The following is a 24,974-nucleotide window of genomic DNA, read 5'->3' on the forward strand; positions in this document are numbered from 1 at the left end:
CCTGAACACGCCCCCGACGTGGACGTATCCGCTGGATACAGTGCCCGCATGAACAGCAGGCCCAGCCCGTTCGACGAACTCGACCGGAAGATCGTCACCGCCCTGATGGCCAACGCCAGGACGTCCTTCGCCGAGATCGGCGCGGAGGTCGGGCTGTCCTCGACGGCGGTCAAGCGCCGGGTGGACCGGCTGCGCGAGACCGGCGTCATCACCGGGTTCACGGCCACGGTGCGGCCCTCGGCGCTGGGCTGGCGCACCGAGGCGTACGTCGAGGTGTACTGCGAGGGGGCGGCACCGCCGCGGCGGCTGGCGGAGGTGGTGCGCGGTTATCCGGAGATCACGGCGGCGATGACGGTGACCGGCGGCGCGGACGCGCTGCTGCACGTGCGGGCGCGGGACGTGGAGCACTTCGAGGAGGTGCTGGAGCGCATCCGTGCGGAGCCGTTCATCCGCAAGACGATCAGTGTGATGGTGCTGTCCCACCTGATCCCGGACAGTCCGGAGGCGGGAGCCGGCCTCCTCGCCCCGGAAGGCGCAGCAGACGTGCGCTGACCTGCTGGACAACGCAGCGATGGTGCGTGCACACGCAGCCTTTGTCGCTTGTCGGGCGCGGTCGCCGCTTCCTACCGTGGTGTCAACCCCCAGTCACACACCGTGAGGAAGCGGAGGTACCCCTCTGTGCCCGAGAACCGTGTGCCGCGCCGGCGGCGCTTCGTGGTCTGCGAACCCAGACACTTCGCCGTGCAGTACGCGATCAACCCGTGGATGAGCACCGGCCGGCCGGTCGACGTCATCCGCGCCCTGGACCAGTGGCAGGCGCTGGTCGACGCCTACCGGGCCCACGGCCACACCGTCGACACCGTCGCGCCGGTGCCGGGCCTGCCTGACATGGTCTTCGCCGCGAACTGCGCGGTCGTGGTCGAGGGCCGGGTCTTCGGCTCCCGCTTCCACGCGCCCGAGCGGCGGGGCGAGTCCGTGGCCTACGAGGCGTGGTTCAAGACGGAGGGCTTCGAGGTCCAGCATCCCGAAGCGGTCTGCGAGGGCGAGGGGGACCTGGTCCCGGCCGGGCGGTGGATCCTGGCCGGCACGGGCTTCCGCACGACCCCCGAGGCGCACCGCGAGGCGCAGGAGTTCTTCGGTGTGCCGGTGGTCTCGCTGACGCTGGTGGACCCGTACTTCTACCACCTGGACACGGCGCTGTTCGTCCTCGACGACGAGAACGTGGCGTACTACCCGGGGGCCTTCTCGCCCGGCAGCCGCGAGGTGCTGGAGCGGCTCTACCCGGACGCGGTGACCGCCACCCGGGAGGACGCCATGGCGTTCGGGTTGAACTCCGTCTGTGACGGACGCAACGTGTTCATCGCCCCCGGGGCCGGGGAACTCGCCGACCGGCTCAGCGGCCGCGGCTACGTCCCCGTCCCCGTCGACCTGTCCGAGTTCCACAAGGCCGGTGGCGGCATCAAGTGCTGCACCCAGGAGATCCGGGAGACCCGCTCATGACCGCACCCGCCCGCACCGCCCGCGGCTCCGAGGAGCTGATCCGCGCCGAGGAGCCCGTCCTCGCGCACAACTACCACCCGCTGCCCGTCGTCGTGGCCCGCGCGGAGGGCGCCTGGGTCGAGGACGTGGAGGGCCGCCGTTACCTGGACATGCTGGCCGGCTACTCGGCGCTCAACTTCGGCCACCGCCACCCGGCGCTGATCGACGCCGCCCACCGCCAGCTGGACCGGCTCACCCTCACTTCCCGCGCCTTCCACAACGACCGGCTGGCGGGCTTCGCCGAGCGGCTGTCCGCGCTGACCGGCACGGACATGGTGCTGCCGATGAACACCGGCGCGGAGGCCGTGGAGAGCGGCATCAAGGTGGCCCGCAAGTGGGCCTACGACGTCAAGGGCGTCCCGGCCGACCGGGCGACGATCGTGGTCGCGGCGGACAACTTCCACGGCCGTACGACGACGATCGTGAGCTTCTCGACGGACGAGACGGCCCGTGCCGGCTTCGGCCCCTTCACCCCCGGTTTCAAGGTCGTCCCGTACAACGACCTGGCGGCGCTGGAGGCGGCGGTCGACGAGACGACGGCGGCGGTGCTGATCGAGCCGATCCAGGGCGAGGCGGGGGTCAACATCCCGGACGACGGCTACCTGGCGGGCGTGCGGGAGCTGACCCGCCGGGCCGGGTGCCTGTTCGTCGCGGACGAGATCCAGTCGGGGCTGGGCCGGACGGGGCACACTCTCGCCGTCGAGCACGAGTCGGTGGTGCCGGACGTGGTGCTGCTCGGCAAGGCGCTGGGCGGCGGCATCGTGCCGGTGTCGGCGGTGGTCGGCAGCCGGGAGGTGCTGGGTGTGCTGCGTCCGGGCGAGCACGGCTCGACGTTCGGCGGCAATCCGCTGGCGGCCGCGGTGGGCACGGCGGTGGTGGAGCTGCTGGAGACCGGCGAGTTCCAGCGCCGGGCGACGGAGCTGGGCGCGGTGCTGCGCGAGGGCCTGGCGGCCCTGGTCGGCAGGGGCGTGGTCGGCTTCCGGGCGCGCGGGCTGTGGGCGGGCGTCGACGTCGACCCGGCGCTCGGCACCGGCCGCGAGGTCAGCGAACGGCTGATGCGCGAGGGCGTCCTCGTCAAGGACACCCACGGCTCGACGATCCGGCTGGCCCCGCCGCTGACGGTCACGGGTGCGGAGCTGGAGGGCGCGCTCGGGACCCTGGAGAAGGTCCTGACGTCCTGAGGGCGCTGAGGGCGCGCACAGGAGTCACGGAGCGGTTCGGCCCCGGTCGAGCCGCTCCACGTGCGTCACGTTGCCCCGGTCCTCGGCGTCCTCGCTGGGCGCGCCCGCGAACCAGGCGTCGAGGATCTCCCCCAGCAGCGGCGCCGAGGTCAGGCGCAGGCTGAGGGCGAGCACGTTGGCGTCGTTCCAGCGGCGGGCGCCGTCCGCCGTGTAGGCGTCGGTGCACAGGGCCGCCCGTACGCCCGGCACCTTGTTCGCGGCGATCGACGCGCCCGTGCCGGTCCAGCAGCACACCACGGCCTGGTCGGCGACGCCGTCGGCGACCTCGCGCGCGGCCCGCTCCGAGCACACCGCCCACTGGGGGTCCGCCCCGGGGTCCAGGGCGCCGTGGGCCAGCACCTCGTGTCCGCGTCCGCGCAGCTCCTCGACGAGGAGGCGGGCCACGGGTTCGTCCATGTCGGAGGAGACGGAGATCCGCATGTGCGAAGCCTAACGGGCCGCCCCTCACCTCATCGGCTCAACCACATGACTGACGTCACGGCCATACCCAGGATGATCGGGGGAACGGGTACGAGCTGAGAATCGTACGACCGAGCAGTGCCCCGCCAGGGGCGTCTGCACGTGGAAAGGGAGGCCGCCACGTCCCCCAACGAGAACGGCCAGGAATCCGACGCCGCGGCGATCCGCCGCCACCCGGCCCTGTTCCGGGCCATCAGGCGCCGGCAGAACCCCCGACTGCGCCGGTCGGACATCACGGTCACGGACGAGGCCGCGGTCAAGAGAGCCGTGAAGGCGGCCTCGCTCGGCAATGCCATGGAATGGTTCGACTTCGGCATCTACGCCTACCTGGCGGGCACCATCGGCCGCGTCTTCTTCCCGTCCGGGAGTGACACGGTGGAGTTGCTGTCCTCGTTCGCCACGTTCGCCGTGGCGTTCCTGGTGCGCCCACTCGGCGGCATGGTCTTCGGGCCCATGGGCGACAAGATCGGCCGCAAGAAGGTGCTGGCGCTGACGATGATCCTCATGGCGATCGGCACGGCCGCCATCGGGCTCATCCCGAGCTACGACTCCATCGGCTTCTGGGCCCCCGTCCTGCTGATCCTGTTCCGCCTGCTCCAGGGCTTCTCCACGGGCGGCGAGTACGGCGGCGCCTCCACTTTCATCGCCGAGTACGCGCCGGACAAGCGGCGCGGGTTCTTCGGCAGCTTCCTGGAGCTGGGCACGCTGGCCGGGTACACCGGCGCAGCCAGCCTCGTCACCGGCCTCACCGCCTGGCTGGGCAGCGACACCATGGACGCCTGGGGCTGGCGCATCCCGTTCCTGGTCGCGGCACCGCTCGGCATCGTCGGTATCTACCTGCGGCTGAAGCTGGACGACACGCCCGCCTTCCTGAAGCTGGAGGACTCCAACGTCCACATCTCGGAGGCGGCGACCGCGGTGGAGACCACCGCGCGGGGCGACCTCGCGAAGATCTTCCGCACTCACTGGCGCATGCTGATCCTGTGCATCTCGCTCGTCGGCGCGTACAACGTCACCGACTACATGCTGCTGTCGTACATGCCGACGTACCTGTCGGACGAGCTGCACTACAGCGAGAGCCACGGTCTGATGATCCTGGTCGCGACCATGGTGCTGCTGATGCTGATCATCAACCAGGTGGGCCGGCTGTCCGACCGCTTCGGCCGCAGGCCGCTGCTCATGACCGGCATGATCGGCTTCTTCGTGCTGTCCGCCCCGGCCTTCGTGCTGGTGCAGCAGGGCAGTCTGCTCGCCGTCTCGGCCGGCATGCTGATGCTCGGCCTGTCCCTGGTCTGCCTGCTCGGCACCATGTCGGCGGCGCTTCCGGCGATGTTCCCGACCAACGTCAGGTACGGGTCCCTGTCGGTCGGCTACAACCTGTCGGCCTCCCTGTTCGGCGGCACCACGCCGCTGGTCATCACCGCCCTGATCAGTGTGACCGGTTCCGACATGATGCCCGCGTACTACGCCATGGCCGCGGCCCTGGTCGGCATCGTGGCGGTGGCCTGCATGAAGGAGACGGCGCAGCAGCCCCTGGAGGGGTCCCCGCCCTCGGTGCAGACCGACGAGGAGGCGGCGGAGATGGTCGAGGCGCAGGCGCCGACGCCGAAGTTCTGAACGGACGTGGTGAGGCGGTGGGGGTGCGTGGTCCCCCACCGCCTCGTCGGTGCGTCAGTGCGTCACAGGCGCTGCCACAGGGCGGGGACGTTGGGCGGCTCCCAGCCCGGGTAGGCGGTGTGGCCCTGGATGCACCGGTAGCGGACGCCGTCGTAGGTGACCGTGTCACCGGCCGCGTAGGTGGCTCCCAGCCGCCAGGTGGTCTCGCCGCCGCCGTCGCCGGACACGGTGAGGGTGTACGTGGTGGTGTGGGTGACCGTGCCGGTGCCGGTGAGGGTCAGGGTGTAGGTGCCGGCGGCCGTACCCGCGGCGACCTCGACGGTGGCGGTCGAGGACTGGCCGGAGGTGACCGAGTCGGGCGTGAAGGTCACGCTCACCCCGGTCGGCGCGCCGGACGCCGACAGGCGCACGTTCTGGGCGTCTCCGCTGGTGGTGGCGGTGCGGACGGTGACCGTGGCGGAGGAGCCCGGGTCGACCGTGCCCGAGGACGGGTCGGCGGAGATCGAGAAGTCGTCCGCGGGGGCGGGTGTGTCGCCCACGGAGGTCTTCCAGATGGTGTAGGCGATGCCGTCCGCGCTGCGGTTCAGGGCGGTGGCGTCGATGTTGGCGGTGGTGTCGCAGGCGGAGTGGTAGCACGGGTCGTAGGACCGGCCCGCGGTGCCGCCCCACTTGGCGGCCTCGGCGGCCGTCTTGCGGGCCGAGGCGCCGGTGGCGTAGCCGGAGGTGGGGATGCCGACCCGCTGGAAGGAGTAGTCGTCGGAGCGGCCCTGTCCCTCGACGTTCTCCTGCGGGGCGAGGCCGAGGGAGGCCCAGTACTCCCGCATCGGGGCGGAGGCCGCCGAGTTGATGTTGTTGATGAAGTAGCCGCCGTTGACGGAGCCGACCATGTCGAAGTTGTAGTAGGCCTTGATCCGTGAGCGCTCGGTGGCGGAGAGGGTCCTGGTGTAGAAGTCGGAGCCGTTCAGGCCCTGCTCCTCGTCGGTCCACCAGGCGAAGCGGACGCGGTTGGCCATGTCCGGGTTCTCGCGGGCCAGGGTGAGCGCGGCCTCCAGGAGTGCGGCGGAGCCGGAGCCGTTGTCGTTGATGCCGGGGCCGGCCGAGACGCCGTCGAGGTGGGCGCCGAACATGTGGACGCTGTTCGCGTCGCCGCCCGGCCACTCGGCGATCAGGTTGTCGCCGGCGCCGGCGGAGCAGCCGGAGGTGCAGGTCTGCTCGGTGACGGTGTAGCCGGCCGCCTGGAGCCTGCCCTTGACGTAGGCGAGCGAGGCGTCGTATCCGGGTCCGGTGGCGCGGCGGTTGCCGCCGTTCTGCGCGGCGATGGTGCCGAACCGCGCCAGGTGCGCCTGGACGTTGGCGACGTCGACGTCGGGCGGGGTGCCGGGGTTGGTGCCGCCGCCGACGGTGAGGGTGTACTGGGCGGTGTGGGACTTGGTGCCCGCCGTGCCCTTGACGGTGATGGAGTGGGTTCCGGCGGCCGTCCCGGCCGAGGCGCTGATCCGCATGGTGGAGCTGTCGCCCGAGGTGACCGTGGACGGACTGAAGCCGACGCTCACGCCCTGTGGGGCGCCGGAGGCGGTCAGCGTCACCTGCTGGGCGCTGCCGGAGACCGTGGTGGTGTGGACGGTGGCCTCGACCGAGGAGCCGGCGTCGACGTCGCCCGTGGCGGGGCTGAGCGCCAGCGAGAAGTCCGTCTGCTGTGCGGTGCAGGTCGGGTCGCCGCTCTGCGCGGGGACGTCGATGGCGTTCCAGGCGGCCTTGGTGGCGTTGAACAGGCCGCAGGAGGTGTCGAGGTTCTTCGCCGCGGTGAGGGTGGCGGTGCGGTACCGCTTGTAGGTCATGCCGCTGGTCTTGAGCAGCATGCCGCCGTAGAAGATCCTGCCGGCGTTCTGGATGCCGACGCCGGTCACCTCACTGCCGTCACAGGTGGGGCTGGAGGGCTTGCCGCCGCCGGGACTGGAGCCCTCGGCCAGGAGGTAGAACCAGTGGTTCATGGGTCCGGCGGCCGCGTGCTCCTCGGTGTTCGGGATGGACGCGGAGTAGCAGTTGGGGTGGTTGCCGACCTGCCGGGGGTCGTACATGTTGCGGATCGGGCCGCGGCCCTGGAGGTCGACCTCCTCGCCGACGGTGTAGTCGGGGGTGTCGAAGGGGGCGGGCTGGTCGGTGTACGCCTCGGTCAGGGCGCCCATGATGTCGCCGGTGGCCTCGCCGAGGCCGCTCTCGTGCCGGGCGCCGCCGGGGGTGTACGAGTCGAGGCCGTGGCCGAACTCGTGGGCCACCACGTCCATGCCGGCGATCCACTCGCGGGCGGTGTTGTGGCCGATGGTGACCGTGGAGCCGTCCCAGTAGGCGTTGAGCTGGTTGAGGCCCACGCGCACGGGCCAGCTGCCGCCGTTGCCGTTGTGGCCGTTGCGGCCGAGCCAGTCGCGGAGCATGTCGGACTGCTGCTGCGCGGCGAACATGACGTCGACGCAGCCGGTCTCCCTGCTGGAGGCGTCGCCGTTGCCCCAGTCGTCGTCCGGGCCGGTGAACAGGCCGCCGTTGTAGTCGGAGCACTGGAGGCCGGGGCGGGTGGTGTCGCGCAGCGCGTAGCCGCCGCTGGTGCGGGAGGTGTCGATGGTCAGCGGGCCGGGGCCGTTCCACTCGCTGTGGCCGGTGCCCGCGCGCACGTCGTCGTAGCTGTCGACGACCTTGCCCGTGCGCGCGTCCACGAAGACGTGCAGCCGGCTGGGCCTCTCGTCCTCGGTGGTGCCGGTGAGCACGGTCTCCCAGGCGAGCGTCTGGACGTCGTCCTTGACGTGGACCACGAGCCGCTCGGATTCGACCTCGTCGACCGAGGCGAGCCGCTCGCGGCTGGTGGCGACCGCGTCCTCGGCCTTCACCTCGACCTCGGTGGGCACCGCGATAGCGGCCCCGGTCGCGGACTGGACGGCACGTACCCTGCCCTTGCCGTCGGCGAGGACCACGGCGTCGCCGCCGACCACGGGCAGACCGTGGTAGGTGCGTTCGTAGGCGACGGAGTAGAGGTCCTTGCCCCAGGGGGTGACCTGATGGCGGTCGTACTGTTCGTCGGGTCCGCCCGCGACGAGGGCGTCCAGGCCGCTGCGGACGGCCCGGTCGGCGGCGGCGACGGCTCTCGCGGCGGGGGTGGGCTCGGCGGCGGTCTCGGCGGCGGGGGGTGCGGACCCCTCCGAGGCCGAGGCGAGGGAGGCCGGTACCACCACCCCGGCGAGGGTCATGGCCAGGACTGTCCCGGCCACCGCGGTGCGTCTGAGCATCATGGCTCCTTGTGAGAGTGGGGAGGCCCTTGCGGGCCGGCCCGGCCATGGCCATGCCGAACGCGCCGCCTCGGGGTGGTGGTGACGCGCCCGTCGACCGAATGACGGTTGCATGTCATGTCGCGAGCTGGGCGGAACCCTCACACCACCGGGCGCCGGAAGCAACGGATCCGCGGGCGCGGTCGCGTCCTGTCAAATTCCGGCAAGTTCCGGCCCGGTCGGGGCAACGAGAACCGCCCGCTCACTCCCCCGCGTCCAGCAGCCGCTCCCGGTACTCCCTGACCTCCGGCAGGTCGCCCCACCTTCCGGTGAGCCGGCTGTGCAGTCCGCGCAGTTCGGCGGTGACCATGGACTCGCGTGAGCGCACCGCCTCCACCAGCACCGGCGAGGCGAGGGCGACGGCCGCGCCGGGGTCGCCGGCACATGCCCAGCAGTCCGCCAGGCGCAGCGTGAGCAGCAGCCGGGCGCCGCGCATCCGCTCCGGCACCTGCGCACGGGACCGCGCGGTGGCGTCGACCGCGCGCCGCGCGGCCCGCCGGTCCCCGGTCTCCACGGCGAGATCGCGCAGGGCGCCCCCGATCGCGGAGTCGACCCGCATCGCGCCCTCGGCTCCGGCCAGCCAGGGCGCCTCCAGATGGTCGCGCCGGTCGAGCCGGGCGAACCCGCGCCGGGCCAGGGCGATGTGACGGCGGCACTGGGCGGCGTCACCGGCCAGGGCGTACCCGCGGGCCTGGTAGAGGTCCGAGAGGGTGGCCGCCCACCGACGCCGCGCCTCCCCGGCGCCGATGCCCTCCGCGTATCCGAGCATCGCCCCGGCGTCCCCGTCGAGCCGGACCAGGGTGCACATGTCGCTGAGCAGCGTCGCGCGGGCCGGGGCGTCCCCGACGGCGTCCGCCCAGCGCAGGCCGTGGCCGAACCAGCCCATCGCCACGGCGTTCTGGCCGCGCTCCATCCGCAGTCGTCCGGCGACCTGGGCGTACTGCGCGGCGAGCCGCAGCTGCCCGTACGGCAGCCGGCCGGTGGAATTGACCGCGTCCGCCCAGCGCGCCAGGGCCCGCAGCAGTCCCTCGACGGCGGCCACCCGGCCCCCGTGCCGGAACGCCTCGCGGATCAGGCACGCGAGTACGGCGGTGAGCGCGTGCAGCAGTTCGGCGTCCGCCGCCCGGCCGGTCCCGCCCAACGCCCCCGGCCCGCCCCATGGCCCCGACGCGCCCGACGGTCCCGGCCCACCCGGCGATCCCGACCCGCTCCACGGCCCCGGCCCCGTCGGTAGGGCCGATCCGTTCAACACGGCCGATCCGTTCAGCAGGGCCGGCAGGTCGCCCTGGTCGGGCACCGGGCACCCCGCTGTGCCGTGCAGCGGGCACATCAGCCCCTCGGCGGGCAGCCGGGCGGGCCACAACCGGGGCTCGGCCACCCACGGCCCCGCGGCGGTGTCCGCTCCGGGCAGCGGCGTGAACAGCGCCGGGTCGGCCGGGAGCCGGCCCGGCCGGTGCGGTGCCTCGCGCGGCGCGGCGACGATCGCGGCCAGCTCCCCGCCGGTGTCCAGGACGGCGTCGAGGCGGCGCACCAGACCGGCGGGCGGCTCCCGCAGACCGGCCTCCAGTCTGCTGACGGCGGAGTGGTGGTAGCCCACCCGCAGGCCGAGTTGCAGTTGGGTGAGTCCGGCCGCCCTGCGCCGGGAACGCAACCGCCGCCCGAACTCCGCCCAAGTCCCAGCCGATTCACCGGACATGTGCTGCCCTCCCCCGGTCGCTACCGGTCAGCACAGAGCAGGGGACGCGCCACGTCAATCGGGTTGACCGAAGCGCGGCCGGACCGTTCCCGGCCGTACGTTCCCGGTCCGGCCGGCGCGGTCCGGGCTACGATCGATCACCGGACGCGGACGTCCGGCGCGGGGCCGTGCCGTGGCTGCCGTCAGTGGCCGTGCCTACCGGGAGAGTGGGAGACACACCGTGTTCTACTACGTGCTCAAGTACGTGCTGCTGGGCCCGCTGCTGAAAGTCGTCTTCCGCCCCCGGATCGAGGGCCTGGACCACGTCCCCGCGTCGGGGGCGGCGATCGTCGCGGGAAACCACCTCTCCTTCTCGGACCACTTCCTGATGCCCGCGGTACTCAGGCGCCGCATCACCTTCCTCGCCAAGGCCGAGTACTTCACCGGTCCGGGCCTCAAGGGCCGGCTGACCGCGTTCTTCTTCCGCAGCGCCGGGCAGATCCCCGTCGACCGCTCCGGCAAGGAGGCGGGACAGGCCGCGATCCGCGAGGGCCTCGGCGTCCTGGGCAGGGACGAACTGCTCGGGATCTATCCGGAGGGCACCCGCTCGCACGACGGCCGGCTCTACAAGGGCAAGGTCGGGGTGGCGGTGATGGCGCTCAGGGCCGGGGTGCCGGTCGTGCCCTGCGCGATGATCGGCACGTTCGAGGCGCAGCCCCCGGGCCGCAGGATCCCCAGGCTGCACCCCGTGGTGATCCGGTTCGGCGAGCCGCTGGACTTCTCCCGCTACGCCGGCATGGAGGGCGAGAAGGCCGTGCTGCGCGCCGTCACCGACGAGATCCTGTACGCGATCATGTCGCTGTCCGGCCAGGAGTACGTCGACCGGTACGCGGCCGACGTCAAGGCCGAGGAAGCCGAGAGGGCGGCGAAAGGACCCAGGTTCCCGCGGCGGCCGCTCCGTTAGGACCTCGCGGGAACCCGCTGTCTGCCGTCGGCAGAAGCGCGTGGCCGAGCGGCCGGGTATGCGCCTACGGTCGCCGTATGACACGTGCTGTGGTGCTCGGAGCGACGGGACAGATCGGACGGGTGGCCGTGGGGGCGCTGGCCCGGGACGGCTGGGAAGTGACGGCCGTCTCGCGGGGCGGCGGACGGGACGCGGGCTGGCCCGAGGACGTGCGCGTGGCGCGGGCCGACCGGGAGGACGACGCGGCCCTGTCGGCGGCGGTCGGCGACGGCTGTGACGTACTGGTGGACATGGTGGCCTTCGGGGAGGGCCACGCGCGGCAGCTGGTGTCGCTCGCGGGACGGGTCGGTTCGGCGGTGGTGATCTCCAGCGTGTCGGTCTACGAGGACGACAAGGGCCGGAACTTCGACACGCAGGCCGAACCGGACGGCTTCCCGGAGTACCCGGTGCCGGTGACCGAGGAGCAGCGCACGGTCCGTCCGGGCGACACCTCGTACAGCACCCGCAAGGCGGCGCTGGAGCGGGAGCTCCTCGCGGCGGGCGACCGGCTGCCGGTCACGCTGCTGCGCGCGGGCGCGATCCACGGGCCGTACTGCCGCACCCCGCGCGAGCTGTACTTCGTGAAGCGCAACCTCGACGGACGGCGGCAGCGCGTCATCTCCCACGGCGGTGCGAGCCGCTTCCACCCGGCGAGCGTGCACAACATCGCCGAGCTGATCCGGCTGGCCGCACCGCGACCCGGCACCCGCGTCCTGAACGCGGTGGACCCCGAGGCGCCGTCGGTGACCGGGATCGCGGCGGCGATCGACGCGGTGATGGGCGTGGAGACCGAGGACATCCTGCTGGACGGCCCGCCAGCGGCGGACGGTGTGGGCGACACGCCGTGGTCGGTGCCCGCGCCGGTCGTGTGCGACATGACCGAGGCGCGGCGGCAGCTGGGCTACCGCCCGGTGGTCCGGTACGCCGAGACCCTGCCGGAGACGGTCGCCTTCATCGAGGAGCAACTGGCCGGGCGGGACTGGCGCAAGGCGTTCCCGAAGATGTTCGGGAACTACGGCGACATCTTCGACTACGCGGCGGAGGACACCTGGCTGGCGGCGCGGCAGGGCTGACGAGAAGGGGAGGGGCGGCCGGATCGGACCGGCCGCCCCTCCCCCGTCCCGCCTCGCGGTCGTTACGGCTTGGGCGTGGCGTGCGGGGCGCAGGTCACGTCTTTGGCGTCCACCTTCCCGGTGAGCAGGTAGGTGTCCACCCGGTCGTTGATACACGGGTTGACGATGCCGGTGACGCCGTGCGAACCGGCGTCCCGCTCGGTGATCAGGCGCGAACCCTCGAACCGCTTGTGCAGTTCGACGGCGCCCGCGTACGGGGTGGCCGCGTCCCGCTCGGACTGGACGATCAGCACCGGCGGGAGTCCCTTGCCGGTCTTGACGTTCACCGGGGTGTGCTGCTTGACCGGCCAGGTGGCGCACGGCAGGTTCATCCAGGCGTTGGCCCAGGTCATGAACGGGTGGTCGCGGTGCAGCCGGGTGTTGTCCCGGTCCCACTTGCGCCAGTTGGTGGGCCACTTGGCGTCGGCGCACTCGACGGCGGTGTAGACGGCGTTGCCGTTCTCCGCGGAGGCGTTGCCCGCGGTGTCGGACGGGTCGGGGGCGGCGGCGTCGACGAGGGCCTGGGTGTCACCCGCGACGTACTTGCTGAAGATCGTCGCGACCGGCACCCACGCCGAGTCGTAGTACGGGGCGCTCTGGAAGAAGGAGATCAGCTCGGCCGGGCCGACGACCCCGCCGAGGGGCTCCTTCTCGGCGGTGGCGCGCAGCTTCAGCCACTGCTCCTGGACCTCGGCGCGGGTGTCGCCGAGGTGGAAGGCCGCGTCGTGCTCGGCGACCCAGTCCTGCCAGTCCTTCCAGCGCTTCTCGAAGGCGACGTCCTGGTCGAGGTTGGCCTGGTACCAGATCTTGTCGCGGGACGGGTTGACGACGCTGTCGACGACCATGCGGCGCACGTGGTCCGGGAAGAGCGTGCCGTAGACCGCGCCGAGGTAGGTGCCGTAGGAGACACCGAGGTAGTTGAGCTTCTTCTCGCCGAGCGCGGCGCGGACGACGTCGAGGTCGCGCGCGGTGTTCGGGGTGGTCATGTGCGGCAGCATCCAGCCGCTGCGCTCGTAGCAGCCCTCGGCGTACTCGCGGGCCAGCTTGCGTTGGGCACGCTTGTCGGCCTCGGAGTCGGGCACCGGGTCCATCTTGGGCGCCTTGACGAACTCCTGCGGGTCGACGCAGGAGATGGGCGTGGACTTGCCGACGCCGCGCGGGTCGAAGCCGACGAAGTCGTATGCCTCGGCCGTCTTCGCCCACACCTTGCTCTTGCCGGTCACGCGGGCCGGGAAGCGCAACCCGGAGCCGCCGGGGCCGCCGGGGTTGTAAATGAGCGCGCCCTGCCGCTCGGCCTTCGTGCCGGTGTTGCCGATGCGGTCGACGGCGATCTCGATCTGCCTGCCGAACGGCTTGGCGTAGTCGAGCGGCACCGTGACGTACCCGCACTGGATCGGCTTCGGCAGGTTCCAGTCGGCCGGGCAGTCCTGCCAGTCGACACCTGCCCGCGCGGCGCGGGCCGCGGCGACGGCGGTGCCCCAGGCCTCGCGGTCCCAGCCCTTCGCGTGCCGGCCCTTCCCGTGTCCCTGGCCGGTGGACGGGGCGGCGCTCGCGGCGGGCGCCGCGAGGGCGCCGGCTATCAGCGTGGCGGTGACGAGCGCTCCGGCCGAGCCGAGCGCCGCCGTCCTCCGCCCCAGTCTGCTCTTCCTCAAGTGGGCCTCCCCGTACGTGTTCGCGACAAGTACGGGGATCTTCGCGGCTGTGCGTTCCCTGAGAACAGGGGCAGTACTACTTCTTTGCCAATCCGATAAACGGATATGAATGTTCGGTCGCCGGGCCTCAGCCCAGCGAGGCCAGCCCTTCCTCCAGCAGCCGCCTGAGCCGCAGCCCGTCCGGCGCCACGGCCGTCACCAGCGCCGCGGGCCCGGCGAGCGGCATCACCGCCGCGCCCTCCGCGAAGGCGCGCGCCCGCGCCGGCGCGGCGGCGAACTCCGGCCGTACGACGACCAGCTGACCGACGGCACGGCGTCCCGCCAGCCCGGCCGGACCGTCCCAGCCGCCCGGGGCACCGGGCCCGCAGGCCAGCTCCTGGTCGAGGACGCACCGGCCGGCGACCCGTACGGTGAGACGGCTGCTGAGCCTTCCGGGTTCCTCGCCGGACCGCCCGAGCACCTGTTCCTCACGCAGCAGCAGCCGTCCGCCGGCGGCGAGGTCCGCCCTGGTGACGACGGCCAGCTCACTGCCGCACGCGGAGATCAACTGCTCCGGCAGCCAGCGCAGTTCGGCGTCGTCGTCGACGGTGAGCCGGACGTCGTAGCGGGCCCCGGCCTTGTCCTGGCCCGGAAGCGCGAGGGTGGCGGCGGCCGAGCCCACCCGCAGCCTGGCGCCCTGGACGGCCTCGGCGGTCACCGTGAAGTGGTCGCCGCCGAGCGGCCCGCTCATCGCGCCGACCAGCATGACGTGGGCCTCGGCACCGCTCCCCCGGGTCCGCCGCACCGCGAGCGGCCCCTCGCCCTCCAGGACGGGCAGGACGGTGCCGCCCCGCCCGTCGCCCCGGGCGAGGACGCGTGCCCGCGCCCGGACGCCGCCCGGGGTGGTCACGCGGTCCACGCGGCGATCCGCCCCCGCACCCAGTCGGCGACGTCGCGCACCCCGCCCTCGCTCCGCAGCGACTGCAGCACCACCGGCAGTTCACCGCGCTGCGCCTTGGCGTCGGCCGCCATCCGCGCGAGGTCGGAGCCGACGTACGGCGCGAGGTCGGTCTTGTTGACGATCAGCAGGTCGGCGGTGCTGACGCCGGGCCCGCCCTTGCGCGGGATGTCGTCGCCCCCGGCCACGTCGATCACGAAGATCTGGGCGTCGACCAGGCCCTTGGAGAAGGTGGCCGTGAGATTGTCGCCCCCGGACTCGACCAGGACGAGGTCCAGCGGGCCGACCTCCTCCTCCAGGTCCTCCACCGCTTCGAGGTTGGCGGAGATGTCGTCCCGGATCGCGGTGTGCGGGCAGGCGCCGGTCTCCACGGCGCTGATCCGCTCCGGCGGCAGCACCGCCTCGCGGAGCAGGAACTCGGCGTCCTCGCGGGTGTAGATGTCGTTGGTGACGACGGCGAGGGACAACTCCTCGCGCAGCGCCCGGCAGAGCGCGGCGACGGTCGCGGTCTTACCCGACCCGACGGGCCCACCGAGCCCGATCCGCAGGGCACGGCGGGTGCCGTCGGGCCGGTGGGCGTCGGCGGAGACGGCGGGGGTGGCGTGATGATCACCAAGATGCACGATACGACTCCTGTCAAAGTAGGGGGCCGGCCCTCCCAGCCCGTCCGGCGTTTGAGGACGAGGCCGTTCAGGCCGACGGGGGTCCAGGGGGCAGAGCCCCCTGGCGGGGTCGAAGGGGCAGCGCCCCTGGGGGTCGGGAAGGGAAGGGGCGGCGGGGGCGAAAACAACGCCTCTACGAGGCGAACAACCGCACAGCCCAAGCGGCATGCGCCTCCGCCCCGATCTCCAGCAACGGCGCCGACCGCGCGGGCAGCACGTCGACCCCCTCGGTCACGGCCGCCCGCCCCGCCTCCACCGCGTCCCGCGCCACCCGGTCGAGGTCGGGCGCGAGCCGCGCGAGTACGCCGGTCGCGTCGAACGGGTCGAGCGAGAGCAGCCGCACGACGGCCGTCGCCGGCCCGCTCACCCCCTCGTAGGCGGAGCAGTACGCCGCGTCCAGCGGCCCGAGCCCGGCCGCGCGGGCGGTCAGCCCGAGGACGACGGGCTGGTGGGCGCCCTTGGGGAACCCTCGCGCCAGCGCGTCGAGTTCCGGATGCGGCCAGGTGGTGCGAGCGGCCCGCATCAGCTGCCGCCCGAGTCTGCGCGCCGCCACCCGCAGGGCGGGCGACGGTGTGCGGGCGTCCGCGGCGAGGTCGAGTTCGCCGGGGTCGACACCGAGGGACGCGGCCGCCGCGAGCGATGCCGCGACGGCCCCGCTCGTGTGCAGCCGCCCCCGGCAGAACTCCTCCAGGCTCGCGGCGTCGGTGATGTGTCCCGCCCGGACGGCGGCCTCCGCCCCGCCGGAGTGGGCGTGCCCTCCGGCGGGGAAGCGGCCGTCCGCGAGGACGAGCAGTGCTGCGCGGCTCATGTCGCCGCTCAGAAGAGGAAGTACCGCTGCGCGAGCGGCAGTTCAGCGACGGGCGCGGGTTCGACGAGCTCGCCGTCGATGGTCACCGCGAAGGAGTCCGCGGCGACCTCGACACGCGGCAGGGCGTCGTTCTGCCGCATGTCCGCCTTGGTACGGCCCCGGGTCGACCGGATGGGCACCAGCTCCCGTCCGGTGCCCAGGCGCTCCGGCAGTCCGTCCTCGATGGCCGCCTCGGCCACGAAGGCCACCGAGTTGGCGGCCGGCGCCGTGCCCTGCGCCCCGAACATGGGGCGCGGCAGGACCGGCTGCGGGGTCGGGATGGAGGCGTTGGCGTCTCCCATCTGCGCGTACGCGATCTGTCCGCCCTTGAGCACCAGTTGCGGCTTCGCACCGAAGAACCTGGGCTCCCACAGCACCAGGTCGGCCAGCTTGCCGGTCTCCACGGAGCCGACCTCGTGCTCGATGCCCTGGGCCACGGCGGGGTTGATGGTGTACTTGGCCACATATCGACGCGCGCGCAGGTTGTCGGCGCGGCTGTCACCTGGCAGGAAGCCTCGCCGCCGCTTCATCACGTGCGCCGTCTGCCAGGTGCGCAGGATCACCTCGCCGATGCGGCCCATGGCCTGGGCGTCCGACGACATGATGGAGATCGCCCCCATGTCGTGCAGGACGTCCTCGGCCGCGATGGTGGTGGGCCGGATGCGGGACTCGGCGAAGGCCAGGTCCTCGGGGACCGCCGGGTTCAGGTGGTGGCAGACCATCAGCATGTCGAGGTGTTCCTCGACGGTGTTGACGGTGTGCGGCCGGGTCGGATTGGTGGACGCCGGCAGCATGTTGGGCAGCGACACCGCCGTGATCATGTCGGGTGCGTGGCCGCCGCCCGCCCCCTCGACGTGGAAGGCGTGCAGGGTGCGGCCCGCGACCGCGTCGAAGGTGTCGCCGACGAAGCCCGCCTCGTTCAGGGTGTCGGTGTGGACGGCGAGCTGGACGCCGGACTCCTCGCACACGTCCAGGCAAGCGGAGATCACCGCCGGTGTCGCACCCCAGTCCTCGTGGATCTTGAAGCCGAGGATGCCGGCGCGCAGTTGGTCGCGCATGGACTCCTTGGACATGGTGCTGCCCTTGCCCAGGAAGCCGATGTTGACGGGGCTGGACTCCAGGGCGGCGAACATCCGCGCCAGGTGCCAGGAACCGGGGGTGACGGTCGTCGCCTTGCTGCCCTCGGCGGGGCCGGTGCCGCCGCCGATGAGGGTGGTGATGCCGGACGCGAGCGCCTCGTCGACGGCGACCGGCGAGATGAAGTGGACGTGCGTGTCGATGCCTCCCGCGGTGACGATCTTGCCGTTGCCCGCAATGACCTCCGTCTCGGGGCCGATGACGAGGTCGGGGTGGACGCCGTCCATGGTCTCGGGGTTGCCGGCCTTGCCGATGCCGGTGATCCGGCCGTCGCGGATGCCGATGTCGGCCTTGACGACGCCCCAGTGGTCGATGATCACGGCGCCGGTGACAACGGTGTCGGGGGCGCCGTCGGCGCGGGTGGCACGGGACTGGCCCATGGACTCGCGCAGCACCTTGCCGCCGCCGAAGACGGCCTCGTCGCCGGAGTGGCCGGGCCCACCGGAGCGGTCCTCCTCGATCTCGACGAGGAGGTCGGTGTCGGCGAGGCGGACGCGGTCGCCGGTGGTCGGGCCGAACAGGTCGGCGTAGGCGGTACGGGAAAGCTCAGGCATCGAGGGCACCTCCGGTCTCGCCGCGCAGCCCCAGGACGACGCGGGCGCCGGCGAGCGGCACGAGCTCCACGTCGACCGGGATGCCGGGCTCGAAGCGGACGGCGGTGCCGGCGGCGATGTTCAGCCGCTTGCCGCGGGCCGCGGCGCGGTCGAAGTCGAGACCGGGGTTGGCCTCGGCGAAGTGGTAGTGGGAGCCGACCTGGACGGGCCGGTCGGCGGTGTTGAGCACGGTCAGGCGGACGCTCGGGCGTCCCTCGTTGAAGGCGACCGGCTCGTCGGCGAAGAGGATCTCTCCGGGAATCATGGCTGCCGTCCCCGTCAGATGATCGGATCGTGGACGGTGACCAGCTTGGTGCCGTCGGGGAAGGTGGCCTCGACCTGCACGTCGTGGATCATCTCGGGGATGCCCTCCATGACCTCGTCGCGCTGGATCAGTTTGCGTCCGGAGGCCATGAGTTCACCGACCGTACGGCCGTCCCGGGCACCTTCGAGGATGTGCGAGGTGATCAGGGCGACCACCTCGGGATGGTTGAGCTTCACGCCTCGTGCGCGGCGCTTCTCGGCCACGTCCGCGGCCACATGGATGAGCAGTCTCTCCTGCTCGTGCGGGGTCAGTTGCATTTACCACCTCACAGGGCATGACGCCAGGACCGGACGTCCGGCTGCCGCGTCCACCGCGACGGCTCTAGATGTAACACACATGAATGCGCCGGAAATGCACGCGCCGGTGTTCGAAAACCGCAGGTGGATCGGGGTGGAGAGTAGGGCTAGAGTGTTTCCGCCGCGTCACGCTTTCTTGACCGACTGATTACCGGTGCCGTCGGTGGCCTCTCGCATGCTCAAGAGCCCGCGCACGCCCGCCTGGAGAGCCTCCGGGGAGAAGCTGCCGAAGAGCGCGTACTGGGCCCCGAAGCCCTGTACCGTCGCCATCAGCGTCCGGGCCACGGCGTCCGGGTCGACGTCGTCGCGCATCATGCCCGCTTCCTGGTAACGGACGACGACCTTCGCCCAGGACGCGAGGACCTTGGCGAAGCCCTCGTCGAGGAGGGCGGACAGCGTCTCGTTGCGCAGCGTCTCGGTCCAGGCCTGGATCATGAGCCGCGGGAACAGCCACCGGCCGTCCTCCGTCAGCGCCGGCCGCTCCCGCGCCATGTGCGCCAGGGTGCGGGCGATGAGCTCGTCGGGCATGGCCGGCGGGTCCTCCTGCGCCGCCCGCTCGTACACGTCCCGGATGGCGCCCAGCACCTCGGCGACGATGGCCTCGATCAACTCCTCCTTGCCGCTGAAGTAGCGGTAGACGGCCCCCGCCGAGAGGTCGACCTCCTTCAGCACGTCCTGCATCGACGTGGCGTGGAAGCCGTTGCGGGCGAAGCAGAGCGCGGCGCCGTCGAGGATCTGCCGGCGGCGGGCGTCGAGGTGTTCCTGGGATACGCGGGCCATGACACCCAACTTAAAACGAACGTTCCTTCTTGACAAGGAGGCCCGACGGTCGCACGGTGGAGACACAGCTAAAACGAACGATCCTTCTTTTTGAGGAGTTCTCATGGACACGCGTCGCGTGATCGCCGTGATCGTCCTGGTCCCCGTGCTGGTCTCCCTGGCCCTGTGGGCCTTCGCGTGGCCGGCCTCCCGTACGGCGCCCCGCGATCTGCCGCTCGGCGTGGCGGGGCCGCCCACCGCGGTCACGCAGGTCGAGCAGCGACTCTCCCAGCGCGAGGGCGCCTTCGAACTCCACCGCTACGCCGACGAGGCCGCGGCCCGCGACGCCGTCGAGGACCGGACCGTGTACGGCGCCGTGGTGGCCGGTGGCGACGGCATGAAGCTGCTCACGGCGTCCGCCGCGAGCCCGGCCGTCGCGCAGTCGCTGCGGCAGGCGGTGACCGAGCAGGCGTCCGCCACGGGGACCGCCGTCCAGGTCGTCGACGTAGTGCCCGCACCCGGTGCGGATCCGCGCGGCGCGGCGCTGAGCGCGAGTGTGCTGCCGCTGGCGCTGGCCGGGATCGCGACGGGCGCGGTGGCGACCCTGCTGGGGCTGCGGGGCCTGCGCGCGGCCCTCGCACTGGTCGGCGCCGCGGCGCTGACCGGACTGGTCGCGGCGGGGATCGCGCACAGCTGGCTCGGGGCGCTCACCGGCGACTGGTGGACCGTGGCCGGGGTGTTCGCGCTGTCGACCCTGGCCGTGGGCGCGGGCGTCGCCGGGCTGGCGGCACTGCTCGGCCGCGCGGGACTCGCGCTGGGCGGAGCGGTGATGATGCTGCTGGGCAACCCCTTCTCGGCGGCTTCCTCGGCGCCGGAGATGCTGCCGGAGCCGGCCGGGGCGATCGGGCAGTGGCTGCCGCCGGGTGCGGGCGCCTCGCTGCTGCGCTCGGTGTCGTTCTTCGACGGTGCGGCGGCCACCGGCCCCGCGCTGACCCTCGCCTGGTGGGCGCTGCTGGGCCTGGGGGCGGTCCTGGTGGGCGGTACCCTGCGACGGCGCACGCGCGGTACGACCCCGTCACCGGACCGGGCACCGGAGCCGGCCACGGCCGCCTGAGGCGTCGGGGCACCCGCGAGCGCGCACGTCCCGGCCGACAGTGCCCCGGGACCACGAGCGCCACACCCTGCCCCGCCGACCACCACCCCGACGTCCAGACCGCCCCCCCCGGCCGGGACACCGCAGTCCCGCCTCGCGGAAGACCGCCGCGGACCGCGGTACCCCGTACCGGGCGATGCCCTGAGCTTCGCCTAGGACGAGTTCGGCCCCCCCCCGGTGTTCCGCCGCGATGCCGAAGCGGCGGGGCTCCGCGGGCGCGGCGGTCGTGTCGCGGACGCGGGAGACCGAGCTGGCCGCCTGCTCCCCGGTCGGCTCCTGAAGAGCCTCGAGGCGCTCGAGGTCGGCGGCGGAGACCAGGGCGACGAGAGGCTTGCCGTGGCGGGTCACGACGACCCGCTCGCCGCCGACACCTACCGCGGACTGCGCGCCGCCCAGGCGCTGGTGGGCCAGGCGAGCGCCCTCGCGGTCATGCACCGGCGGGGCGAGACGGAGCGGCACGCCACCACGCTCGCCCGGGCGCTGCGCGTGCTGGACGGTGAACGGCGTACGGCCCGGGCCAGCCTTCCGCCGGCTCCCGGCAGTTGAGGAACGCGGCCTCGAAACGGACCAAACGGCGTACCCCCTTTCGGCGTAGGAACACCTCGGATTTCCGGGCGTCCGGGGTTGCGCGGGCCGCCCGTCCCGACGCCGGGACGACTCACTCCGCCGCTGGTCCCGGCTTCGTCACCACGCTGGACGGGGACCGAACGGAGAGCCGCCCACCCGAACGGATGAGTGGTGAGTAACAACACAAAGGGCACGTTCCGTTGGGATTTTCCCACCGGGCGGGACAAGATCCGTGACTGACGACAAGCCCCCGCCGCAGCGGCGGGGCGGTCCGGGCGGACGCCGAGTCCTGCCGCCGTCCGGACGACCGGTCGACAGGAGTGGATCGGCAGGAGTGGAGGACCCGAGCACGACGGGTCGCCGGTACGGCCGTCTCCGGGAGGAGGACGCCGCGCCGAGCAGCCCTTGGGGTGAAGCCGCACCCGTGCGGCCGGGCAACTTCGCCAGCCCGAATCCGACAGGTCATCCTTCACAGGCGGCTGACGAAGGGTTGCGCATGTCTGCGCTCAATCGAGTCCCGTCGCTGATGGCCCGTGCCGGTACGGCCTCCGCTCTCACCCTCGCCGCCGTGGGCGGCTCCGTCGTGGTTCCCGGTGTCGCCTCCGAGGCGGCCGCGGCGAGCCACGCCACCAAGGCGCTCAAGATCGCGGCTTCCAAGAAGGGTTCACCGTACAAATGGGGTGCCGTCGGCCCGAGCAGGTTCGACTGCTCCGGGCTGACGCTGTACTCGTTCAAGAAGGCCGGCAAGAAGCTGCCGCGCACCGCGGCCCAGCAGTACAACAAGACCCGGCACGTCTCGGCCAAGAACCGCAAGGCCGGTGACCTGGTCTTCTTCCACTCGGGCCGCAGTGTCTACCACGTCGGCATCTACGCCGGGAAGGGCAAGATCTGGCACGCGCCGAAGACCGGGGACGTGGTGCGCCTGCAGAAGATCTGGACCGGAAGCGTCTGGTACGGCCGGGTCAAGTAGCCCGCCCGGGACGGGTGACGGTGTCCTGATCCGCCGTCACCCTTCCCGGGTGCCGGACGCGCGCGTGCCGCGCGTCCGCGTCACCGCCGGGGCTGCTCCTGGGTACCCGCGGCCTGTCCCGCGACCGCGGCCGGTTCGGGCGGGACCGCGCGGTCCGGCGGCGTCCAGGGAAGTTCGATGGAGACGGTCTTGCCCCCCTCCCGCGTGGGGCGCACTCTCAGCTTGCCGCCGCACTCCGCCGTCAGCCAGCGAATGATCACCATGCCCCGGCCGTTGTCCTGCTGGACGGCGGCCGGCAGGCGTTTGGGGAAGCGCGGATGGCTGTCGGTGACGCCGATGCGCAGCCGCTCGTCACGGTCGAGCGCCAGGTCCACCGTGAAGGTGGGCGACTGGCCGAAGGTGTGCTGGACCGCGTTGGTCGCCAGCTCCGAGACGATGAGCCGGACGGTCTCTGACACCTCCGCCTCCGCCGGCAGACCCCACTCCGCCAGTGTGCCGACCACGTAGGTCCGCGCGGCGGCCACCGAGGCCGGATCGCTCGGCAGAGTGACGGATGCTTCCAGATGGTCTGCCATGGCGACGTCGTCCCTTTCCCACGGGACCGCAGCCCGACACGGAGCGGATGGTTCGAGTACGGTCCCGGACTGGTGCTTCGCCGTCAGACTGCCATCACCGGGGCGGTGATGGGCGGCGATCCACCAAGATATGCATATATCTGTCGCTCGATGCGGTGAACTCTGCGACGGCAGAGCGTATTCGGGCGGCTCATAAGGAGTAGAGGAGTGGCCCATGCAGCACGGTCCCGTGGTGCGCCGTCGGAAGCTGGGCGCCGAACTGCGCGCCCTGCGCACGTCGGCGGGGATCACCAGCGGTGAGGCGGCCCGCCTGGTGGGCTGGCACCAGTCGAAGGTCAGCCGGATCGAGACCGGCACGAGCGGGGCGAAACCGGCCGACGTGCGGTTACTGCTGGACGCCTACGGCGTGGACGACGCCCAGTTGCGGGAACTGCTGGTGGTGCTGGCCGGCACCGACGGGCCGGGCGGCGGCCGGAGCGACTGGTGGCACGCCTATCGCGGGGTGCTCCCGCCGACCTACCGGGACTTCATCAGCCTGGAGTCCCAGGCGAGCGCGATGCGCACCCTGGAGACCACGGTGGTCCCCGGCCTCCTGCAGACACCGGAGTACGCCCGCGCGGTGACGCGCGCCGCGGCGGACGGGCTGCCGGAGGAACGGCTGGACACGTTGGTGGAGGTCCGGCTGGCCCGGCAGGACGTGCTGCGGGCCGAGCCGCCGCTCCGGCTGAGCGCGGTCCTGGACGAGGCGGTGCTGCGCCGTGAGGTCGGCGGGCCCGGTGTCATGGCCCGTCAGCTGGAGCGGCTGGTCGAGGCCGCACGCCTGCCCCATGTCGCGCTCCGGGTCCTGCCGTTCGCCGCCGGGGCGCACATCGGCGTCACCGGCCCTTTCGTAATCTTCTCTTTTTCGAGCACTTCTGATCTCGACGTGGTTGTTCTCGACCACTTGACGAGTAGCCTGCATCTCGAACGGAAAGAAGACCTAGAGGCCTACACCGAGGCCTTCAACGCCCTTCTGGTTCATGCCCTTTCGCCCGAGGACTCGTTGGACTTCATCGCCGCGACCGCGGCGGGCGCGTAAGGAGGCACCATGTCAGGCACCACGTCAGGAACCGCGACGGCACGTGTGCGGAACATCCCCGTCAGTACCGAGCTGCCCGGCGTGCGCTGGCTGCGCAGCAGCTACAGCACCGGAGCGAACAACTGTGTGGAGACGGCCCGGCCGTCGGCCGGCCCCTGGGCCGGACTGCTCGCCGTGCGCGACTCCAAGGACCCGGCCGGACCCGCGCTGCTCTTCTCCCCCGGGAGCTGGGCGTCGTTCACCGCCTCGGTCCACCGCCACTGATCCGGTCGGTCATCGGGCGGCGCACGGCCGTGTCACGCCGACTCATGGTCGCGTTTCGCCGATGACCCCTACAGCGCGTTCGATCTGTTCCCCGGAGAGGTCCGCACGAGCGGTCAGCCTGAGCCGTGAGACGCCGTCGGGCACGGAAGGAGGTCGGAAGCAGCCCACGGCCAGGCCGGCCGCACGGCAGTCGGCCGCCCACCGTACGGCCCCCTCCGGGGAGGGGGCGCGCACCGAGACGACCGCGGCGTCCGGACGTACCGCGGAAAGGCCCGCGGCGGTCAGGCGTGCGTGCAGTTCGGCCGCCACCGCCCGTGCCCGCGCCGCCCGTTCGGGCTCGCGGCGCAGCAGCGTCAGCGCCGCCAGCGCCCCGCCCGCCGCCGCGGGGGCGAGACCGGTGTCGAAGATGAACGTCCTGGCCGCGTTGACCAGATGCTCGATCACCCGGGCGGGCCCGAGCACGGCACCGCCCTGACTGCCGAGCGACTTGGACAGCGTCACCGTCACGACGACGTCGTCGGCGCCCGCGAGGCCCGCCGCCTGCGCGGCGCCCCGACCGCCCTCGCCGAGGACACCCAGACCGTGCGCGTCGTCGACGACCAGCCCCGCCCCGTGCTCCCGGCACACCCCGGCGAGCGCGGCCAGCGGCGCCGCGTCGCCGTCGACCGAGAAGACCGTGTCGGAGACGGTGACGGCGGGCCCGTCGTGCGTCGCCAGCGCCTTGCGCACGGCGTCCGGGTCGGCATGCCCCACGACCTGGGTCGTGCCGCGCGCCAGCCGGCAGCCGTCGATGAGCGAGGCGTGGTTGCCCGCGTCGGAGACGACGAGGGAGCCGTGCGGGGCCAGCGCGGTGACCGCGGCGAGGTTGGCCGCGTAGCCGGAGGAGAAGACGAGGGCGGCCTCGAAGCCGCAGAAGTCTGCCAGTTCGTGTTCGAGTTCGGCGTGCAGCTCGGTCGTGCCGGTCACCAGCCGGGAGCCGGTCGCGCCGGCGCCCCAGCTCCGCGCGGCCCGCGCCGCCCCCTCGGTGACCTCCGGGTGCCGGGCCAGTCCGAGGTAGTCGTTGCTCGCCAGGTCCAGCAGCGGCGAGTCGGCCGGACGGGGGCGCAGAATCCGGACGAGGCCCGCCCGGCGGCGCGCCCGGGCCTGCTCGTCGATCCAGCCGAACGCCATGGGTGAGTCCTCCGGGGTTTTGTAGGCAA

At 72.6% G+C, this 24,974-nt stretch carries 25 protein-coding genes and 1 riboswitch; of the genes, 11 read left to right on the forward strand and 14 right to left on the reverse strand.

From position 1 onward, the window contains the following. Nucleotides 1–48: 48 nt before the first annotated feature. From KUM03_RS19100 to rocD, 3 genes are all read left to right on the forward strand, one after another. The gene (locus tag KUM03_RS19100; protein WP_073731320.1) at nt 49–552 is read left to right on the forward strand and encodes an Lrp/AsnC family transcriptional regulator; all 504 of its coding nucleotides are present in this window, start codon (nt 49–51) and stop codon (nt 550–552) included. A 126-nt stretch (nt 553–678) separates the two neighbouring features. Further along, nucleotides 679–1,500 (forward strand): dimethylargininase, encoded by an 822-nt coding sequence (ddaH, locus tag KUM03_RS19105; protein WP_217250419.1) that lies wholly within the window; start codon nt 679–681, stop codon nt 1,498–1,500. Continuing rightward, nucleotides 1,497–2,720, forward strand: a complete 1,224-nt coding sequence (rocD, locus tag KUM03_RS19110; protein WP_217250421.1) for an ornithine--oxo-acid transaminase — start codon at nt 1,497–1,499, stop codon at nt 2,718–2,720. Before ddaH ends, rocD begins: the two co-directional genes overlap by 4 nt. A 24-nt stretch (nt 2,721–2,744) precedes the next feature. Here the strand turns inward: rocD and KUM03_RS19115 are convergent, their stop codons facing one another. After that, entirely contained in the window at nt 2,745–3,200 is a 456-nt protein-coding gene (locus KUM03_RS19115) for an RpiB/LacA/LacB family sugar-phosphate isomerase (protein WP_217250423.1), read from the reverse strand. 141 nt (nt 3,201–3,341) lie between these two features. Here KUM03_RS19115 and proP point away from each other — a divergent pair, with 141 nt between their 5' ends. Beyond that, a complete protein-coding gene (proP, locus tag KUM03_RS19120; RefSeq protein ID WP_217250425.1) occupies nt 3,342–4,856 on the forward strand; it encodes a glycine betaine/L-proline transporter ProP in 1,515 nt (504 codons plus the stop codon). A 62-nt stretch (nt 4,857–4,918) separates the two neighbouring features. Here the strand turns inward: proP and KUM03_RS19125 are convergent, their stop codons facing one another. After that, entirely contained in the window at nt 4,919–8,131 is a 3,213-nt protein-coding gene (locus KUM03_RS19125; RefSeq protein ID WP_217250611.1) for a M20/M25/M40 family metallo-hydrolase, read from the reverse strand. 241 nt (nt 8,132–8,372) lie between these two features. Continuing rightward, nucleotides 8,373–9,866, reverse strand: coding sequence for a helix-turn-helix transcriptional regulator (locus KUM03_RS19130; protein WP_217250427.1), 1,494 nt, complete (start codon nt 9,864–9,866; stop codon nt 8,373–8,375). Nucleotides 9,867–10,086: 220 nt separating this feature from the next. Here KUM03_RS19130 and KUM03_RS19135 point away from each other — a divergent pair, with 220 nt between their 5' ends. Beyond that, complete coding sequence (locus KUM03_RS19135; RefSeq protein ID WP_217250429.1) at nt 10,087–10,809, forward strand: 1-acyl-sn-glycerol-3-phosphate acyltransferase; 723 nt, start codon at nt 10,087–10,089, stop codon at nt 10,807–10,809. A 77-nt stretch (nt 10,810–10,886) separates the two neighbouring features. Further along, nucleotides 10,887–11,921: an NAD(P)-dependent oxidoreductase gene (locus tag KUM03_RS19140; RefSeq protein ID WP_217250431.1), complete on the forward strand. Its 1,035-nt coding sequence runs from the start codon at nt 10,887–10,889 to the stop codon at nt 11,919–11,921. A 62-nt stretch (nt 11,922–11,983) separates the two neighbouring features. On the opposite strand, the gene KUM03_RS19145 is transcribed toward KUM03_RS19140, so the two are convergent. The 8 genes from KUM03_RS19145 to KUM03_RS19180 form a co-directional block, all read right to left on the reverse strand. Beyond that, nucleotides 11,984–13,612, reverse strand: a complete 1,629-nt coding sequence (locus KUM03_RS19145; RefSeq protein WP_217250433.1) for an alpha/beta hydrolase — start codon at nt 13,610–13,612, stop codon at nt 11,984–11,986. 127 nt (nt 13,613–13,739) lie between these two features. After that, nucleotides 13,740–14,510: an urease accessory protein UreD gene (locus KUM03_RS19150; RefSeq protein ID WP_217250435.1), complete on the reverse strand. Its 771-nt coding sequence runs from the start codon at nt 14,508–14,510 to the stop codon at nt 13,740–13,742. Then, the gene (gene ureG, locus KUM03_RS19155; RefSeq protein WP_217250438.1) at nt 14,498–15,172 is read right to left on the reverse strand and encodes an urease accessory protein UreG; all 675 of its coding nucleotides are present in this window, start codon (nt 15,170–15,172) and stop codon (nt 14,498–14,500) included. Before ureG ends, KUM03_RS19150 begins: the two co-directional genes overlap by 13 nt. Before the next feature lie 172 nt (nt 15,173–15,344). Continuing rightward, nucleotides 15,345–16,019: an urease accessory protein UreF gene (locus KUM03_RS19160; protein WP_217250440.1), complete on the reverse strand. Its 675-nt coding sequence runs from the start codon at nt 16,017–16,019 to the stop codon at nt 15,345–15,347. A gap of 8 nt (nt 16,020–16,027) precedes the next feature. After that, nucleotides 16,028–17,749, reverse strand: coding sequence for an urease subunit alpha (locus KUM03_RS19165; protein ID WP_217250443.1), 1,722 nt, complete (start codon nt 17,747–17,749; stop codon nt 16,028–16,030). Further along, a complete protein-coding gene (locus KUM03_RS19170) occupies nt 17,742–18,053 on the reverse strand; it encodes an urease subunit beta (RefSeq protein WP_217250446.1) in 312 nt (103 codons plus the stop codon). Before KUM03_RS19170 ends, KUM03_RS19165 begins: the two co-directional genes overlap by 8 nt. A gap of 14 nt (nt 18,054–18,067) precedes the next feature. After that, nucleotides 18,068–18,370 carry an urease subunit gamma gene (locus KUM03_RS19175; protein ID WP_100048517.1) on the reverse strand — a complete coding sequence of 101 codons (303 nt, stop codon included), beginning with the start codon at nt 18,368–18,370 and terminating at the stop codon, nt 18,068–18,070. Nucleotides 18,371–18,535: 165 nt separating this feature from the next. Then, on the reverse strand, nt 18,536–19,189 hold the full coding sequence (locus tag KUM03_RS19180) for a TetR/AcrR family transcriptional regulator (protein WP_217250448.1): 654 nt from the start codon (nt 19,187–19,189) through the stop codon (nt 18,536–18,538). Nucleotides 19,190–19,292: 103 nt separating this feature from the next. Between KUM03_RS19180 and KUM03_RS19185 the strand changes: the two genes are divergently transcribed. Further along, on the forward strand, nt 19,293–20,282 hold the full coding sequence (locus KUM03_RS19185) for an ABC transporter permease (RefSeq protein WP_217250451.1): 990 nt from the start codon (nt 19,293–19,295) through the stop codon (nt 20,280–20,282). On the opposite strand, the gene KUM03_RS39255 is transcribed toward KUM03_RS19185, so the two are convergent. Next, nucleotides 20,244–20,669 (reverse strand): hypothetical protein, encoded by a 426-nt coding sequence (locus tag KUM03_RS39255; protein ID WP_374225346.1) that lies wholly within the window; start codon nt 20,667–20,669, stop codon nt 20,244–20,246. The two genes, KUM03_RS19185 and KUM03_RS39255, sit on opposite strands and share 39 nt — an antisense overlap. Here KUM03_RS39255 and KUM03_RS39260 point away from each other — a divergent pair. After that, nucleotides 20,580–20,867, forward strand: a complete 288-nt coding sequence (locus tag KUM03_RS39260; protein ID WP_374225347.1) for a hypothetical protein — start codon at nt 20,580–20,582, stop codon at nt 20,865–20,867. The genes KUM03_RS39255 and KUM03_RS39260 overlap by 90 nt on opposite strands. A 369-nt stretch (nt 20,868–21,236) precedes the next feature. Continuing rightward, nucleotides 21,237–21,381: riboswitch (cyclic di-AMP (ydaO/yuaA leader) on the forward strand. A 3-nt stretch (nt 21,382–21,384) separates the two neighbouring features. Beyond that, nucleotides 21,385–21,858: a C40 family peptidase gene (locus KUM03_RS19200; protein ID WP_217250453.1), complete on the forward strand. Its 474-nt coding sequence runs from the start codon at nt 21,385–21,387 to the stop codon at nt 21,856–21,858. 80 nt (nt 21,859–21,938) lie between these two features. Here the strand turns inward: KUM03_RS19200 and KUM03_RS19205 are convergent, their stop codons facing one another. Continuing rightward, nucleotides 21,939–22,433: an ATP-binding protein gene (locus tag KUM03_RS19205; RefSeq protein WP_217250455.1), complete on the reverse strand. Its 495-nt coding sequence runs from the start codon at nt 22,431–22,433 to the stop codon at nt 21,939–21,941. A gap of 214 nt (nt 22,434–22,647) precedes the next feature. Here KUM03_RS19205 and KUM03_RS19210 point away from each other — a divergent pair, with 214 nt between their 5' ends. Together KUM03_RS19210 and KUM03_RS19215 are read left to right on the forward strand one after the other, a co-directional pair. After that, nucleotides 22,648–23,511 carry a helix-turn-helix transcriptional regulator gene (locus KUM03_RS19210; protein ID WP_217250457.1) on the forward strand — a complete coding sequence of 288 codons (864 nt, stop codon included), beginning with the start codon at nt 22,648–22,650 and terminating at the stop codon, nt 23,509–23,511. Nucleotides 23,512–23,520: 9 nt separating this feature from the next. Further along, on the forward strand, nt 23,521–23,775 hold the full coding sequence (locus KUM03_RS19215) for a DUF397 domain-containing protein (protein ID WP_217250459.1): 255 nt from the start codon (nt 23,521–23,523) through the stop codon (nt 23,773–23,775). A gap of 42 nt (nt 23,776–23,817) precedes the next feature. On the opposite strand, the gene KUM03_RS19220 is transcribed toward KUM03_RS19215, so the two are convergent. Further along, nucleotides 23,818–24,945 carry an 8-amino-7-oxononanoate synthase gene (locus tag KUM03_RS19220; RefSeq protein WP_217250462.1) on the reverse strand — a complete coding sequence of 376 codons (1,128 nt, stop codon included), beginning with the start codon at nt 24,943–24,945 and terminating at the stop codon, nt 23,818–23,820. Nucleotides 24,946–24,974: the final 29 nt, after the last annotated feature.

It is taken from the genome of Streptomyces sp. AC602_WCS936 (assembly GCF_019049125.1).
In the GTDB taxonomy this organism is placed as follows: Bacteria; Actinomycetota; Actinomycetes; order Streptomycetales; family Streptomycetaceae; genus Streptomyces.

Bases quoted from the DNA above. Each gene is read 5' to 3' on its own strand.
- KUM03_RS19100 (WP_073731320.1), top strand. From the start codon at position 49: ATGAACAGCAGGCCCAGCCCGTTCGACGAACTCGACCGGAAGATCGTC.
- rocD (WP_217250421.1), top strand. From the start codon at position 1,497: ATGACCGCACCCGCCCGCACCGCCCGCGGCTCCGAGGAGCTGATCCGC.
- KUM03_RS19115 (WP_217250423.1), bottom strand. From the start codon at position 3,200: ATGCGGATCTCCGTCTCCTCCGACATGGACGAACCCGTGGCCCGCCTC.
- KUM03_RS19125 (WP_217250611.1), bottom strand. From the start codon at position 8,131: ATGCTCAGACGCACCGCGGTGGCCGGGACAGTCCTGGCCATGACCCTC.
- KUM03_RS19130 (WP_217250427.1), bottom strand. From the start codon at position 9,866: ATGTCCGGTGAATCGGCTGGGACTTGGGCGGAGTTCGGGCGGCGGTTG.
- KUM03_RS19140 (WP_217250431.1), top strand. From the start codon at position 10,887: ATGACACGTGCTGTGGTGCTCGGAGCGACGGGACAGATCGGACGGGTG.
- KUM03_RS19160 (WP_217250440.1), bottom strand. From the start codon at position 16,019: ATGAGCCGCGCAGCACTGCTCGTCCTCGCGGACGGCCGCTTCCCCGCC.
- KUM03_RS19165 (WP_217250443.1), bottom strand. From the start codon at position 17,749: ATGCCTGAGCTTTCCCGTACCGCCTACGCCGACCTGTTCGGCCCGACC.
- KUM03_RS19170 (WP_217250446.1), bottom strand. From the start codon at position 18,053: ATGATTCCCGGAGAGATCCTCTTCGCCGACGAGCCGGTCGCCTTCAAC.
- KUM03_RS19175 (WP_100048517.1), bottom strand. From the start codon at position 18,370: ATGCAACTGACCCCGCACGAGCAGGAGAGACTGCTCATCCATGTGGCC.
- KUM03_RS19180 (WP_217250448.1), bottom strand. From the start codon at position 19,189: ATGGCCCGCGTATCCCAGGAACACCTCGACGCCCGCCGCCGGCAGATC.
- KUM03_RS19185 (WP_217250451.1), top strand. From the start codon at position 19,293: ATGGACACGCGTCGCGTGATCGCCGTGATCGTCCTGGTCCCCGTGCTG.
- KUM03_RS19200 (WP_217250453.1), top strand. From the start codon at position 21,385: ATGTCTGCGCTCAATCGAGTCCCGTCGCTGATGGCCCGTGCCGGTACG.
- KUM03_RS19205 (WP_217250455.1), bottom strand. From the start codon at position 22,433: ATGGCAGACCATCTGGAAGCATCCGTCACTCTGCCGAGCGATCCGGCC.
- KUM03_RS19210 (WP_217250457.1), top strand. From the start codon at position 22,648: ATGCAGCACGGTCCCGTGGTGCGCCGTCGGAAGCTGGGCGCCGAACTG.
- KUM03_RS19215 (WP_217250459.1), top strand. From the start codon at position 23,521: ATGTCAGGCACCACGTCAGGAACCGCGACGGCACGTGTGCGGAACATC.
- KUM03_RS19220 (WP_217250462.1), bottom strand. From the start codon at position 24,945: ATGGCGTTCGGCTGGATCGACGAGCAGGCCCGGGCGCGCCGCCGGGCG.